The organism is Streptomyces sp. NPDC002845 (genome assembly GCF_053591955.1).
This window is the reverse complement of sequence record NZ_JBSFUU010000033.1, coordinates 90010-104332: the sequence shown is the minus strand read 5'-3', so window position 1 is coordinate 104332 and position 14323 is coordinate 90010. Positions and strand designations below refer to the sequence as shown.

Annotated in this window: 13 protein-coding genes and 2 pseudogenes; 6 read left to right on the top strand and 9 right to left on the bottom strand. The window is 70.2% G+C overall.

The window, feature by feature from the left end:
- Positions 1-140 (top strand): annotated as a pseudogene (locus ACWD3C_RS24470) (2-oxoacid:ferredoxin oxidoreductase subunit beta); the annotation flags it as partial.
- 145 nt (positions 141-285) lie between these two features.
- On the opposite strand, the gene ACWD3C_RS24465 reads toward ACWD3C_RS24470, so the two are convergent.
- From ACWD3C_RS24465 to ACWD3C_RS24455, 3 genes are all read right to left on the bottom strand, one after another.
- Entirely contained in the window at positions 286-522 is a 237-nt protein-coding gene (locus ACWD3C_RS24465; protein WP_451147263.1) for a hypothetical protein, read from the bottom strand.
- Between the two features lie 171 nt (positions 523-693).
- On the bottom strand, positions 694-1401 hold the full coding sequence (locus tag ACWD3C_RS24460; RefSeq protein ID WP_451147261.1) for a DUF6082 family protein: 708 nt from the start codon (positions 1399-1401) through the stop codon (positions 694-696).
- A gap of 241 nt (positions 1402-1642) precedes the next feature.
- Positions 1643-1984, bottom strand: coding sequence for a winged helix-turn-helix transcriptional regulator (locus ACWD3C_RS24455; RefSeq protein ID WP_451147298.1), 342 nt, complete (start codon positions 1982-1984; stop codon positions 1643-1645).
- Between the two features lie 172 nt (positions 1985-2156).
- Between ACWD3C_RS24455 and ACWD3C_RS24450 the strand changes: the two genes are divergently transcribed.
- From ACWD3C_RS24450 to ACWD3C_RS24440, 3 genes and pseudogenes are all read left to right on the top strand, one after another.
- Positions 2157-3011 carry an SDR family oxidoreductase gene (locus ACWD3C_RS24450; RefSeq protein ID WP_451147259.1) on the top strand — a complete coding sequence of 285 codons (855 nt, stop codon included), beginning with the start codon at positions 2157-2159 and terminating at the stop codon, positions 3009-3011.
- Between the two features lie 271 nt (positions 3012-3282).
- Positions 3283-4257: an EamA family transporter RarD gene (gene rarD, locus ACWD3C_RS24445; protein WP_451147257.1), complete on the top strand. Its 975-nt coding sequence runs from the start codon at positions 3283-3285 to the stop codon at positions 4255-4257.
- Positions 4258-4315: 58 nt separating this feature from the next.
- Positions 4316-4621 (top strand): annotated as a pseudogene (locus ACWD3C_RS24440) (M20/M25/M40 family metallo-hydrolase); the annotation flags it as partial.
- 279 nt (positions 4622-4900) lie between these two features.
- On the opposite strand, the gene ACWD3C_RS24435 reads toward ACWD3C_RS24440, so the two are convergent.
- Positions 4901-5989, bottom strand: a complete 1089-nt coding sequence (locus ACWD3C_RS24435) for a tetratricopeptide repeat protein (RefSeq protein WP_451147255.1) — start codon at positions 5987-5989, stop codon at positions 4901-4903.
- Positions 5990-6277: 288 nt separating this feature from the next.
- Between ACWD3C_RS24435 and ACWD3C_RS24430 the strand changes: the two genes are divergently transcribed.
- The gene (locus ACWD3C_RS24430) at positions 6278-6796 is read left to right on the top strand and encodes a DUF6668 family protein (RefSeq protein WP_451147253.1); all 519 of its coding nucleotides are present in this window, start codon (positions 6278-6280) and stop codon (positions 6794-6796) included.
- Positions 6797-6855: 59 nt separating this feature from the next.
- On the opposite strand, the gene ACWD3C_RS24425 is transcribed toward ACWD3C_RS24430, so the two are convergent.
- The 4 genes from ACWD3C_RS24425 to ACWD3C_RS24410 all read right to left on the bottom strand — a co-directional run bounded on the left by ACWD3C_RS24425 (position 6856) and on the right by ACWD3C_RS24410 (position 11525).
- A complete protein-coding gene (locus tag ACWD3C_RS24425) occupies positions 6856-7743 on the bottom strand; it encodes an ABC transporter permease (RefSeq protein ID WP_451147251.1) in 888 nt (295 codons plus the stop codon).
- A complete protein-coding gene (locus ACWD3C_RS24420) occupies positions 7730-8713 on the bottom strand; it encodes an ABC transporter ATP-binding protein (protein WP_451147249.1) in 984 nt (327 codons plus the stop codon). The genes ACWD3C_RS24425 and ACWD3C_RS24420 overlap by 14 nt, the downstream gene beginning before the upstream one ends.
- 136 nt (positions 8714-8849) lie before the next feature.
- Positions 8850-10118 (bottom strand): LolA family protein, encoded by a 1269-nt coding sequence (locus ACWD3C_RS24415; RefSeq protein WP_451147247.1) that lies wholly within the window; start codon positions 10116-10118, stop codon positions 8850-8852.
- A gap of 396 nt (positions 10119-10514) precedes the next feature.
- Positions 10515-11525, bottom strand: coding sequence for a polyprenyl synthetase family protein (locus ACWD3C_RS24410; protein WP_451147245.1), 1011 nt, complete (start codon positions 11523-11525; stop codon positions 10515-10517).
- A gap of 1033 nt (positions 11526-12558) precedes the next feature.
- Here ACWD3C_RS24410 and ACWD3C_RS24405 point away from each other — a divergent pair.
- Positions 12559-13275: a transglycosylase SLT domain-containing protein gene (locus tag ACWD3C_RS24405; protein ID WP_451147243.1), complete on the top strand. Its 717-nt coding sequence runs from the start codon at positions 12559-12561 to the stop codon at positions 13273-13275.
- A gap of 21 nt (positions 13276-13296) precedes the next feature.
- Here ACWD3C_RS24405 and ACWD3C_RS24400 read toward each other — a convergent pair whose 3' ends face one another.
- A complete protein-coding gene (locus tag ACWD3C_RS24400) occupies positions 13297-14103 on the bottom strand; it encodes an HAD family hydrolase (protein ID WP_451147241.1) in 807 nt (268 codons plus the stop codon).
- Between the last annotated feature and the right edge of the window lie 220 nt (positions 14104-14323).

Here is a 14323-nt window from a genome sequence, read left to right as displayed (position 1 = left end):
TCGGCGTGTTCCGCTCCGCCGAGCGTCCGGTGTACGACACCCAGATGACCGAGCAGCTCGACACGGCCATCGAGCAGAACGGCAAGGGCGACCTGGCGGCGCTGCTGGCGGGTGGGGATACGTGGACTGTCGTGGGCTGAGGAGAAGCTGCTGAGGGCCCGGGTGCCGTACACCTGTCAGGTGTACGGCACCCGGGCCCTGACAGTCCGGTAGTCCGGCCCGGCACGGAAGCCCGGCCCGGCGCGTCGTCACTCGTCGGGGATGCCCTTACTCGTCAAGGATTCCTTACTCGTCAGGGATGTCCTTCTTGGCGCGGATGAGGGTCTCGCGGGTAATGACGACGATGCGTTCGTAGTCGGCTCGTGCGGCGTCGGAGGGGAGATGGGGGTCGAGGGCGGCGGTGGCTTCGGTGCCGATGACGGCGAAACTGCCGTCGCTCAGCTCGAACAGGTCCGGGCAGGTCTCCCCCGAATAGCTGCCTCTTTTCCGGGGGGAGTCTCCGAGCCGACGGGTGATACGCATGGACGAGAGCTCATTGCGCAACAGGGCGATCCCCTCTCGTTCGGAGCTGTAGAAGCCCCGCTTCTTGGGGTGACGCCCAATAACGAGTGACGCACCCCGGGGTCACGCCGACCCCGGAAAATTCTCGCCCGAGATGATCCATAACATGCCTGTCGGACGCGTCCAATCAGGTCAGTCGGCAGGAGTTCCGGAGGCAGGGTCGGGCGCAGTGCCCGTTTCGGACGCGGGCGCGTGCCCGGATGCCGCCCCGGACGCGGGCCCGTGCCCGGATGCCGCCCCGGGTGCGCGGTCGGGCGCGGGCGTGTGCTCGGGCGCCAGGACGGGTCCCACCACCCACCACACCTCGGGGTCGTCGGCCAGTTCCTCGACGATGGCGTCGAGAACCTGGCCTACCCGCGCCTCCAGGGAGTCCTCCGGCAGGCTCCTGCGGTGTTCGGCCGTCCGGTCCCAGTACTCCGCGAAGACGTCGTTGCGGGCCAGCACCCGCAGGGTGCCGATCAGTTCGCCCCAGTCCAGCGCGCCGACGCGGTGGCCCAGCAGCGTGCTCCCGTACTGACGGTTGACGAAGAGCAGTTGACGCCGTTTCGCCTCGGAGAGACCGTCCAGCGTGCTCAGGGCCGCGGCGAGCGAGGGGTCCTCGATCGCCGACCCCAGCTGATCCGCGGTGAGCCGGTAGTGCTGGATCAGGTTCGCGCGATGGATCTCCTCCACCAAGCGGTCGATCCCCTCGGCCACGAGCGTGACCTTGCCGAGGAGTTCCAGTGTGAGTTCCTCCTGACGCCTGCGGCGGCTGTCGCGTGCGAAGGGAGCCCGCATCAGGCCAAGCCCCGCCACCACCGCCGAACCGATCCTCCTGACGGCCGGAGTCAGTGTGGCCATGGCAAGGAAACCCCTCGGATCCGGTGGCCGTGCGCCGACAAGTGGCATGGGCGGGCCGGCGCACGGTGGGCGAAACCACCCCGCCTCCAGCGTGCCCGGCGACGCAAGCGGGCGCGGGAGGCGGAGAGGGGGCGCATGGAAGGACGTGGCTTGTACGTCGGCCAGTGCCCTGCCCCGTATGTGCCCCTCGGGCGCCGTGGACATTCGTTCAGTCAGCCGCAAACAGGGGCATCATCCCTGCTCAGAGCTGTGCTCTGGCCGCGTCGTACATCTCGCGCGCCTTCTGCACCTCGTCCATCCGCCGCGCCGTCCAGTCGGCCAGCGCGCGCACCTGTTCGGCGGCTTCGCGGCCGAGGTCGGTGAGGGAGTAGTCGACGCGCGGTGGGATGACCGGCTGGGCCTCGCGGTGGACGAGGCCGTCGCGTTCGAGGGTCTGGAGCGTCTGGGTGAGCATTTTCTCGCTCACCCTGCCGATCGCCCGGCGCAGCTCGCTGAAGCGGTACGGGCGGTCCATGAGCTCGATGAGGACCAGGACGCCCCAGCGGCTGGTCACATGCTCCAGGACCAGCCGGTGGGGGCACATCGCCTCGCCGGTGTCGAACGGGGTCCGGGCGGCTGTTGTGCTCTTGGTGACTGCTGCACTGCCTGCACTACTTACGACCATGCCAGTACCTTACTTCAAAGTGGGTACTTTCGCAGAGTTAGTGCCTGCCCTAGGGTTAGTGCCACAGACACCCCACAAGGAGTAGTGAGTCATGAGCATCGTCGTCACCGGAGCCACGGGAAACCTCGGCCGTTTCGTCATCGAGGGTCTGCTGGAGAAGGTTCCGGCCGACCAGATCACCGCCGTCGTGCGCAGCGAGGAAAAGGCCGCCGGGTACGCGGCGCGCGGCGTGAAGATCGCCGTCGCCGACTACAACACCCCCGAGACCTTCGGCGACGTCTTCTCCGCCGGCGACAAGGTGCTCCTCATCTCCGGCAGCGAGGTCGACAAGGGCCGGGTCGCCCAGCACCAGGTCGTGATCGACGCCGCGAAGGCGGCCGGGGTCGCGCTCCTCGCCTACACCAGCGCGCCCGGCACCCTGACGGCCGCGCTCGCCGACGACCACCGGGGCACCGAGGAGGCGCTCCTGGCGTCCGGTCTGCCCTACGCGCTGCTGCGCAACAGCTGGTACAACGAGAACTACACCGAGCAGCTCGCCCCGGTACTGGAGTACAACGCCGTCGTACAGGCGGCCGGTGACGGCAAGCTCGCCTCCGCCTCCCGCGCCGACTACGCGGCCGCCGCCGTCGCCGTACTCACCGGCGAGGGCCACGAGAACAAGACGTACGAGCTGAGCGGCGACGTCGCGTGGGGCTTCGCCGAGTACGCCGCCGAGCTGAGCAAGCAGACCGGCAAGGAGATCGTCTACAACGCCGTCCCCGCCGAGGCCTTCGTCGGCATCCTGACCGGCGCCGGGCTGCCCGAGGGCTTCGCCCAGATTCTCGCGGGCGTGGACGTCTCCATCGAGAAGGGCGAACTGGCCGACACCCCCGGAGACCTGTCCCGCCTGATCGGCCGCCCGACCACGCCGATCGCGGACTCCATCGCCGCGGCGCTGAAGGCCTGAGGCGCGGCCCGGCCCGCCCCGCCCCGCCCCGCCCCGCCCCGCCCCCGGGTCCAGGTCCGCTTCGGCTGATCGGATCAGGGTCCGCTTCGACCGATCACGGGTCCGCTGCGACTGACCGCGAGTCCGCCTCTCAGGGCCCTTCGAGCCCCACTCCCCCGGGGAACCCTCGCCTGTCATGACCGTATAGCGATACGGGCATGACAGGCGAGGGCGCTCGGCGTTACCTTCTTGGAGGCCGCGCGGACGCGGTCGCGGGAGAAGGAGGGGGCCGGTGGCCGGGCAGTCGAAGGGCGAACACCGAATAGGGCTGCTGAACGGCTTCGCGGCATACGGGATGTGGGGCCTCGTCCCGCTCTTCTGGCCGCTGCTCAAACCCGCCGGCTCTGTGGAGATCCTCGCCCACCGGATGGCGTGGTCCCTCGTCTTCGTCGGCGTCGCGCTGATCGTGCTGCGGCGCTGGTCCTGGGCCGCCGCGCTGCTGCGGCAGCCACGCAGACTGGGTCTGATCGCCGTCGCGGCGACGGTCATCACCCTCAACTGGGGCGTCTACATCTGGGCCGTGAACAACGAACAGGTGGTGGAGGCCTCCCTCGGGTACTTCATCAACCCGCTGGTCACCATCGCCATAGGCGTCCTGCTGCTGAAGGAGCGGCTCCGGCCCGTGCAGTGGGCCGCGGTCGGCATCGGCTTCGCGGCCGTCCTCGTCCTCACCATCGGGTACGGACAGCCGCCCTGGGTCTCCCTCTGCCTCGCCTTCTCGTTCGCCACGTACGGGCTGGTGAAGAAGAAGGTCGACCTCGGCGGGATCGAGTCGCTCGCCGCGGAGACCGCGATCCAGTTCCTGCCCGCCCTGGTCTATCTGCTGTGGCTGGGGTCGCGGGGCTCGTCCACCTTCGGCACGGAGGGGTTGGGGCACGCGTCCCTCCTCGCCGCGACCGGTGTGGTGACCGCGCTTCCGCTCGTCTGCTTCGGGGCCGCCGCGATCCGGGTGCCGCTGTCCACGCTGGGGCTGCTGCAGTACCTGGCGCCCGTGTTCCAGTTCCTGCTCGGCGTCCTCTACTTCCGCGAGGCCATGCCGCCCGAGCGCTGGGCGGGTTTCGCGCTGGTCTGGCTGGCCCTGTCCCTGCTGACCTGGGACGCGTTGCGTACGGCTCGGCGAGCGGGGCGGGCGGTCAGGGCTGGCGGGGGCGGGGTGTCTGCGGCGGTGGTGAGGGCTGAGGGCGCTTCGGTGGATACGAAGTCGTAAGCCGGGGCGGCCCCCGCCCCGAGGCCGCGGCCACCCCCGAGGCGGCGGCCACCGCGGCGCCCGGTCACACCTGGACAGCGTCACGTCGGGCCCCGGCATCAGCGATAGCGGGTCCGTGTCCGTGGCCGTCCTGGAAGTGGCGCCGGCCGTCTCACGAGCCGGGTATCAGCCCACGAAGCATCTGCGGTTCGCCTGGTGGGGCGCGGAGGAACTGGGCCTGGTCGGGTCGCGCCACTACGTCAGCAACCTCTCCGCCGCGAACCGCGCCCGGGTCAGCGGCTATCTGAACGCCGACATGATCGGCTCGCCGAACCCCGGTTATTTCGTCTACGACGACCCCGTGATCGAGAAGACCTTCAAGGATGCGCTGGCTTATGCGGTGTGGGAGTTGCCGGCGTAGCCGCCGGGTGCCTGTCGGCCTGCTGGCGGTGGGTGGTCGGGGCCCCGGTCGCCTGCCGCCGGGGAGTGGGTCGGGGCGGCGCCGGTAGGTCACGCCCGTCGCGTGTGGACGGACGGCTCGGGGGTGACAGGAGGCCGGTTGGTCGAGCCCTCTGTATGCGACGGGCGTTGACGTACCGGCGCCACCCCTTCCGTCGTCGCGCGGCTGCGGGTCGTGAGGGGCGTGGTGGGGGTGGCGGTTCGGCTACTGGCCTCGGGCGTAGGGATTGTCGTTGGGGATTTGGGCGCGGTTGGCCAGGCGGCCCATGCGGGTGCGGGCGGACTGGAGTTGTTCCGTGTCGTCGGCTGCGGGGCCGGGTTCGGAGGCCAGTTCGGTCCATACGGTGATGAGGTCGTGGCCGAGGTTCAGGCCCTGGAGAGGGTCGCGAACGGCGCGCCAGGCCGCAGCGGCGCTCTGGACATTGCCGTAGGCGGCGCGGGGGTCGCGGAGGTGGCGGCGGAGGCGGGCGAGGTCGAGGGAGAGGTGGAAGGACCTGAGGGCGTCCCCGGCCAAGTAGGCGATGTACGCGGTCAGTTCGCGCAGGCGCAGGACCTCCGGGTGTTCCGGGCCGTACCTCGCGGTCGCCTCCGCCACGGTGTGCTCGGACAGTTGTGCGGCTTCGCCGATACGGCCCGTCTTCACGGCCGCGTTGATGTGAGTGATCTGCGCGGAGAAGGGCGACGGCGGCGCGTCCTCCGCCTCCACTGCGTCCACCACCGCCTCGGCCACCGCGAACTCCCGTACGGGGGCGGGCTTGGGGGCGGTTTCCTCCTCGACGAGGGGGGCGGGGCCGAACTCTCCGGATGGGGGGCCGGGCTGCGGGTCCGGGAGCGCGCGCAGGACGAATGTCGACGGGGTTGGGGCGTGTGAGGGCTCGGGCTGCGGTGCGGCGCCGAGCGGCATCGTCGTGGGCTCGCGCTTCGGCTGAGGATCGGCCGGGGGCTGTGGTCGCGGCTGCTCGGCGGGCTCCGGGGGCGGGAGCGCGGCTTGCGCCGGCTCGCTCACCCGGACCGGCTCACCTGTGTACTGGCTGGACCCGTCGACGTACACCTGGAGCGGTACGACGTACCCGATCCGTTCGTCGTGGACCGTGGCGAGGACGGGGTGGCCCGTGGCGAGAGCGAGGCGGTGGAGGTGGTCGAGGACGGCGGCGTGGAGGGGCTCGGCCGCGGGCACAGGCACGCCGCCCACCGTCGCGCTGCCCTCGGCGGAGACCCGTACGTCGATCGGGGGCACCGTCTCGGACCCCGTCCGCTTGAGTTCCCGCTTCTGTTCGCGGCTGAGTCGAGACATCGTTCCCTCACTCGGGTCGGTCGGACAGACGTTCGCCCACGTGTGTCACGCGTCCCCCGCCCCGTCGGACTTCTGCCCCCCTCTGCGACGACGTGGTGAAATCCGCTCCGGTTCCTGCCGGTTGAGGACTGTCCGTGAGGACCGTCGATCCAGTCTCGCCGTTCACCCGCGCCGCGCACGTCACTGCGGCGTCACAAGCTCGTCCCAGGTGCCGGCAGCCCGCTTCCGGTGACCGCGCCCGCACCATGAAGATCGACGGGTCGACGGGTCGACGAGGAGGAGAGGGCGATGGCGCAGCGCGGAGTGAGCGGGCCGGAGATCTGGATACGCGGGCCGGTCGCCGAGCCGGAGCAGCGGCCGGAGCGGGCGGCTCCCGTACCGCTCACCGCGAGCGCGCGGCGGTTCGCCTGGGTCGCCACACACGGCGGAGCCGGAGCGACCACGCTCGCGACCGTCTTCGGCGGACACGACGCGGGGCGGAACTGGCCCCGGCCCGAGCACGGGGAGCCGACGTCGGTGCTCCTCGTGGGGCGTACGCACGCCACGGGCCTCGACGCCGTCATGTACACGCTGGAGCTGTTCCGGCGGGGCGAGGCGCCGCCGGGGCTCGACCTCGACTCCGTCGTCCTGGTCGCGGACGCACCCGGGCGGCTGCCCCGCCCGCTCGCCCAGCGGGTCAAGGCGTTCGATTCCGTCGTCGACGTCCACCGCGTGCCCTGGATGCCCGCCTGGCGCCTCGCCGACCTCACCGGGCCGCCACCGCGTGAGACCGCGGCGCTGGCCCGCCTCACCGGGAGGACGCCGTAAGCGGTCCGGTGGCGTGTCGGTGGTGTGGGGCAGGGGGGCCTCGGCTTTATGGCGACCGGCTACGCGGTGATGTCCTTCGTCGTGAACCGTGCCCACGCCGCCGAGCCGAAGACCGCCGCGTACAGGCTCTGCAGGCCGAGGTTCTTGACCAGGTCGTCCCAGTACACCGGCTCGCGCATCAGGTCGGCGAACGACAGCCAGTAGTGCGAGAAGAAGTACGGCTGGAGGGCGTGGAGCTGGGGGATCTGGTCGAGGATCTGGATGGTGATGAGGAGCCCGACCGTCGTCGCCATCGCCGCGATGCCGCTGTTGGTGAGCGTCGAGATGAACAGGCCCAGCGCCGCCACCCCGATCAGTGACGCGGCCACGACCAGAGCGATCAGCAGCGCCCGGCCCAGCCCCTCCGCGAAGCTGATCCTCGTCCCCGAGATCGTCGTCAGCTCGCCCAGCGGGAAGAGCAGCGCGCCGACGGCCAGCGCCGAGGCCGCCACGACCAGCGTGGCCACCAGGCAGAACGTCAGCGTCGTCGCGTACTTGGTGAGCAGCAGTCGCGTACGGCCCGCCGGGGACACGAGCAGATAGCGGAGGGTGCCGGCGTTCGCCTCGCCCGCGATCGCGTCCCCCGCGATCACCCCGATCGCCATCGGGAGAAAGAAGGGGAGGGTGGCGGCGAGCGCCGTGAAGACGAGGAACAGTCCGTTGTTGGTGATCTGCGCGATGAACGCCGGTCCCTCGCCGCCTCCGCCACCGCCTCCGACGGACGAACCGTCGCTCGTCTCGATCTTGACGGCCACGCCCACGAGGATCGGTACGGCCGCCAGCACGGCGAGCAGCGCGAGCGTGCGCCAGCGGCGGAAGGTCGTCAGCAGTTCGCTGCGGAAGAGGCCGAAGGTCCACAGCCGGCTGGGGGTACGGGCGGCTGCTGCGGGTGTCTCAACCTGCGACATCGAAGCCCTCCCCCGTCAGCGCCACGAACGCGTCCTCCAGGGAGGCCCGTTCGACCCCGAAGCCCCGCACACGCACCCCGGCGCCCACCAACGCGGCGTTCACCTCGGCGAGTTCGCGGTCCGGCGGTTCACCGGTCACCCGCTCCTCCCCTACGACGACATCCCCGACGCCCTGTTCCTTGAGCACCCGGGCCGCGTCCGTCACATCGGGCGTGGTGACGACGAGCCGCCCGCGCGCCCCGGCCGCGAGCTCGGCCACCGGGCCCTGAGTGATCAGCCGCCCCTGCGCCATGACGGCGACATGCGTGCACACCTGTTCGATCTCGTCGAGGAGGTGGGAAGAGAGGAAGACGGTGGTGCCGTCGGAGGCCAGCTCCCGTACGAGAGCCCGGATTTCGCGCATCCCCTGCGGATCGAGCCCGTTCGTCGGCTCGTCCAGGACGAGAAGCCTGCGCGGCTGGAGCAGCGCCGCCGCCAGCCCCAGCCGCTGCTTCATCCCGAGCGAGTACGCCTTCGCCTTCTTGCCCGCGGCGGCCGTCAGCCCGACCCGGTCCAGCGCGGCGGCGACCCGCGTACGCCGGGTGCGCGGGTCGGCGGTCGGGTCGGCAGAGTCGTACCGGGTCAGGTTGTCCCGGCCGGAGAGGAAGCCGTACAGCGCGGGCCCCTCGATGAGGGCGCCGACCTGCGGCAGTACGGTGCGCGTGGCACGGGGCATGGGCCATCCCAGGACCCGCGCCGTGCCGGAGGTCGGCTCGATCAGGCCCATCAGCATGCGGATGGTGGTGGTCTTACCCGAGCCGTTCGGGCCGAGGAAGCCGAAAACACTGCCCGCCGGGACGGTGAGGTCGAGCCCGTCCACGGCGAGCTGTCCGCCGCGGTAGCGCTTGGTCAGCGCACGGGTGGCGATCACGACCGAGTCGGCCGTGTCCGCGTCGCCCCTGTCCGTGTCCGCGGCGGACAGCTCCTCCATCGACTACCTCGATTCACGCTCGTCGTACGGGACAGTCGCACGACACTTTCGTACGGATCTCCGTAACGGCCTGTCGTACGGATCTGCCGTAACGGCCAGTCGTACGGATCTGCCGTAACGGTCTGCCGTACGGGACTTACCGCGCCGCGTCGGCCGCCTTCACCAGCGCCTCCTTGGTGACCGCACCGGCGTACGCCTTGCCGTCGTCCGTGATGAGCACGTTGATCAGGCGGGTGGAGAAGACCGTACCCTTGCCGAACTCGCCGGAGACCTGGTCGCCGAGGGAGTTGATGAACCCGTCGAAGTCACCGTTGCCGGTCTCGGCGGAAGGCATACCTCCCGTGCCGGAGTCGAACTCGGCGATGGCGTCCCAGCCCTCACCGATGACCTTCAGCCCGTCGAGTCCGTCGAGCTCGGCCGAGTTGTCGTGATGCCCGTCGGTGGCGTGGTCGCGGTACCCGTCGATGGAGCTGTCGTGGTGCCCCTCGGACTCGATCTCATCGGCCTCGGTGACCTCGGCGCCCTTCGGCGGCTTGAAGTCGAAGGTCGAGGCGCTCGGCTTGGCGAAGTCGACCTGGGTGAAGCCCGCGTCGACGACGGCCGCGCCGCCGCTCGCCGGGGTCAGCGTGAACTTCAGCGGCAGCCCCGTCTTCGCGTCGACCGCGATCGAGATCTGGCCGACCGTCGAAGCGGACGCCTTCGGCTTGACGACCAGCTTGTACGCGTCCCGCCCGGCGACCTGCGCGGTTCCGTCCACGGTCACCGACGTCGTGTCGTCGACGGCCTTCAGCGCCTCCTCGGCCAGCTCCTGGGGAGTGGCGGGCACGTCCTCGGGAACGTCGCCCTCGGCCTCGTCCGCGGCGCCGGTGGCGTGGTACACCTCGTTCGAGGCGCTGTCGTAGGCCCATACGTCGTCGCCGTTGTGGATGAGGCTGTACTCGGCGGCGTCGTCCAGCAGGGAGAGCTTCTGCTTCTCGGGTCCGTCGGCGGCGATGCGCAGGGTGTGCGTGCCGGAGGCGAGTTCGAGCAGCTTGGACGAGGGGTCGGCGGACGAGCCGTCACCGTCGCCACCGCGGGGACCGCCGCCTCCTCCCGCCCCGAAGCCGCTCGCCAGACCGCCCAGGTCCGGCAGGCCGAGGTCCGTGCTGATCTTCACCGTGCCGGACAGCTGCTGCACGTCCGACGCGGCGATCTTCTCGATGAGTTCCTGTGCGCTGATCTCCGGCAGGTCCGGGTCGCCCGACCCGGCGAACGCCGGAACGAGCCCGATGGTCGCCGCCGCGACCCCCACGACCGCGACCGGAACGACGTACCGCGCGGCCCTGCGTCGCGCCGTGCGCCTCTCCTCAACCTCGTCGACCTCGTCGCCGGCCTGCGCGCTGCCGTCGGTTTCGTACGGTGCCATGTCTGCCTTACCTCCGTAGTCGGCGGCGGCCTGCTGTCGTCGTCCTCGCACTCGTCGTCGTCCACCCCGAGCCGCCATTCTCACCCGAATCGGTGAGGAGTGGTGCCAACCATCTGACCAAATCAGCCAGCCAGAAGCGTCAGCCCCCGGGATCAACTCCGCGTACTGCTGCGGTATGACGCGAAGGGCCGACACCTCCCCCGACCCGTAGGGGTAAGCCTGAGCCGCGCCCTCTAGGGGCGCGGGGAACGGCGCGACCAGCCACAACCAACCCGCAGCCCGCAGACAACCCCCACCCCCACCCCCTCACGGGGATCCGGGGCGAAGCCCCGACGGGGTCGAAGGGGCGGAGCCCCTGGAGGATGGGACGGGTAGGGGCGGCGGGGGCGAGAAAACTCAGCCCGCCCGATGCACCACCGCATCGCACAACCCCACCAACGCAGCCTTGGCCTCACACTCACGCAACGGCACCAACGCAGCCCGCGCCTCCTCCGCGAACCGCACGGTGTCCCGCCGCGCCAGCTCCAGCGCAGGATGCGCCCGCATCAACCCCAACGCCTCCCCCAGCCGCGCATCATCACTCAGGTCGGACTCCAGCAGTTCACACAGCGCGGCGTCCTCGGCCAGCCCCAGCCTGGCCGCCCGCTCCCGCAACCGCAGCACCGGCATCGTAGGAACGCCCTCACGCAAATCCGTCCCCGGCGTCTTCCCGGACTCGTGCGAGTCGGACGCGATGTCCAGCACGTCGTCCGCCAGTTGGAAGGCGACCCCCAGCCGCTCCCCGTACTGCGTCAGCACATCCACGACCGTCTCGTCGGCCCCGGACATCATCGCCCCGAACCGCCCGGACACCGCCACCAGCGACCCGGTCTTGCCGCCGAGCACGTCGAGGTAGTGCTCGATGGGGTCCCGCCCGCCCTGCGGCCCGGCGGTCTCCAGGATCTGCCCGGTGACCAGCCGCTCGAAGGCCTCGGCCTGGACCCGTACCGCCTCGGGCCCGAGGTCGGCGAGGATGTGGGAGGCCCGGGCGAAGAGGAAGTCCCCGGTGAGGACGGCGAGGGAGTTCCCCCAGCGGGCGTTCGCGCTGGGCACCCCGCGCCGTACGTCCGCCTCGTCCATGACATCGTCGTGGTACAGCGTGGCGAGATGCGTCAGCTCGACGACAACGGCCGACGGCACGACCCCGGGGGCGTACGGGTCACCGAACTGCGCGGCGAGCATCACGAGCAGGGGACGAAACCGCTTGCCGCCGGCCCTCAGCAGATGCTGTGCGGCCTCCTGGATGAAGGCGACCTCGCTCTTGGTCGCTTCGAGCAGGCCTTCCTCGACAGCCGCCAATCCGGCCTGGACATCGGCTTCGAGAGCCTGGTCCCGCACGCTCAGCCCGAACGGCTCGACGACGGTCACGAGGGGTCTCCTGTCTGCTGACGTCTGCTGACGGTCACACGGTCGGTCTGGTCTGTCGGTCTCAGGTCGCGGCGGTCAACCTCACGAGCAGGTCACTCGCCTCCGACAAGGTTTGTTGACCTGTTTGTCGATCTGTCTCTGCCTTCACTCAAGTCAGCGTATCCGGTCACGTTTCGATCACCACGAGCGCCCACCGGTCGAGCCCACGGTGTCCCGTACCGGTCACCCGGGCCCCGTAGCCCGGCACGAACCTCGATCACCCCGCCGGAGCCACGCACGCGGAGGCCGACGCACGCGCGCCCGCCGACGCCGACACCGACGCCGACACCGACACCGACACCGACACCGACACCGACACCGACACCGACGGGAACACGGGCGGCCTCGGGGCGGCGGATCACCGCCGCCGAAGGAGACCTCGACGGTCACCGACTCAGCCGGTCGCGCGGTTCGGCATCGCACGAACAGAGGCCGTGCCGCAAATCAACAGGCCATACGCGCATCAGCAGTTCGAGCCGCACCCCCGACCTCCCGCGCCACAGATTCCCCGAACACCGGGCGCACGACACGCCCGAGTTGACCGAATCGCGGCTTACCTTCAGTCAAATCCGACTCGCTCCCGTGAATTGAGTCACGCCGAACGAGCCCTCTCCCCCTACCCCCCAGCAAACCATTCCCCCATTCACAAAAGGCAAGTTGAATTTTTCGCTCCGGACAAATCATCACTTTAAACCCCTCCAAAAGCAAGGTCAAATACGCTCTCCCCCTCAAATCCCCCCTTGTCGCCCTCCTGTGCGCTCGCATACGTTCACGCCCATCCGGACGGACCGCCGAATCCTGCCGCCGTCCGGTATCCCCACCCAACCCACTCACTCACGCACGGCAGGAGCGGGGGACCCAGGCAAGTCGCCGGTCCGGACTCCGGAACGGCTCGGGGTGAAGCCACGTGCAGCGATCCGTCGCCGCACACGGCCGGGCACCTCCCCGCCCGAACCCGACAGCTCACCTCGCAGGCGCCGGAGAGGAACGCGCCATGTCCGCACGAGGCAAGCACCGCCGACCGAGAACCAACAACACGCTCACCCGAGGCATCCTCACCGCCGGAACCGGCGGAGCCGCACTCGCCATCCCCCTCCTGGGCGCGACGACCGCGACCGCGGCACAGCCGGCCCAGGTCCAGACCCACACCGTCACCGCCGCCCCCGCCACGTACACGGTGGTCAAGGGCGACACCCTCTCCAAGATCGCGAAGAAGCACTCCACGACCGGCGGCTGGAAGCAGCTCTACAAGAACAACCGCGAGGCCATCGGCGGCAACCCGGGGCTGATCCACCCGGGTCTGAAGCTGACCCTGAAGAGCACGAAGGCGACCACGGCGTCCACGTCGACGGGGGCCACCAAGGCCGCCCAGGCCTCGGCCCCGACGTACGCGAACAACCTCGACGGCTGGATCCGCCAGTCCCTGGACATCATGGCGCAGAAGGGGATCCCGGGCACATACGACGGCATTTACCGCAACATCATGCGCGAGTCGTCCGGCAACCCCCAGGCCATCAACAACTGGGACTCCAACGCCGCCGCCGGCACCCCCTCCAAGGGCCTCCTCCAGGTCATCGACCCGACCTTCGCCGCGTACCACGTCCCCGGCACGGTGTACGACCCCTTCGACCCGGTCGCGAACATCACGGCCGCGTGCAACTACGCCGCCGCACGGTACGGCTCGATCGACAACGTGTTCGGCCCGTACTGAGGCCGAGAGGCCCCCTTCCTCTTAGGGAAACAGCCTCTCCAACACCACCGCGATCCCGTCCTCCTCGTTCGACAGGGTCACCTCGTCGGCGACGGCCTTGAGTTCGGGGTGGGCGTTGGCCATGGCGACCCCGTGGTCGGCCCAGTCGAACATGGGGATGTCGTTCGGCATGTCACCGAAGGCGACGGTGTCCTCCGGGGCCAGCCCCAGATTCTGGGCGGCCAGCGCGAGGCCCGTCGCCTTGGTGATGCCGCATGGCTGGAGTTCGACGGTGCCGGGCCCCGACATCGTGACCGTCGCGAGGGAACCGACCGCTCCGCGCGCCGCCGACGCCAACTCGTCGTCCGACAGAAAGGGATGCCGCAGCAGCACCTTGCTGATCGGCTCGCACCACAGGTCGTCCCGCCTCGGCACGCGCAGGGCGGGCAGCGTGGGATGCGGCATCACATAGCCGGGCTCGACGAGCGTGAGCCCCTCGACCCCGTCCTGGTCGACCGCCGCATACACCTGCCCGACCTCCGCCTCGATCTTCCCGAGCGCGGTCTCGGCCAGCTCCCGGTCCAGCGTGACCGACCAGAGCAGCCGGTCCGCGCCCACGTCGTACAACTGCGCGCCCTGCCCGCATACCGCGAGCCCACCACCGCCGAGGTCCTCCAACAGAGGGCGCACGCGCGGCGCGGGCCGCCCTGTCACCACCAAGTGGCGCGCTCCGCACGCGACGGCGTGCGCCAGAGCATCCCTGGACCGGTCGGAGAGCGTGTCATCGCCGCGTAGCAGCGTCCCGTCCAGGTCGGTGGCGATAAGGGCATATGCGGTACGTGCGGCCATGATCAGAGAATACGGATCGATCGGCCCGTCGACTCGACCCGAACCGGACGACGTCCGATATCCCGTCAGTACGACTCCGCCACCCCGCTCCCGAACCGTCCGACCTGTCCGAATCCCGTACGGCCAGAGGACGTTGACGACGACTGGGCATCACGGTCATCCGCACCGCGAGCCGCCCGACCACGGCGAGGACATCGTGACGCACACCTCCGAAAGCCGG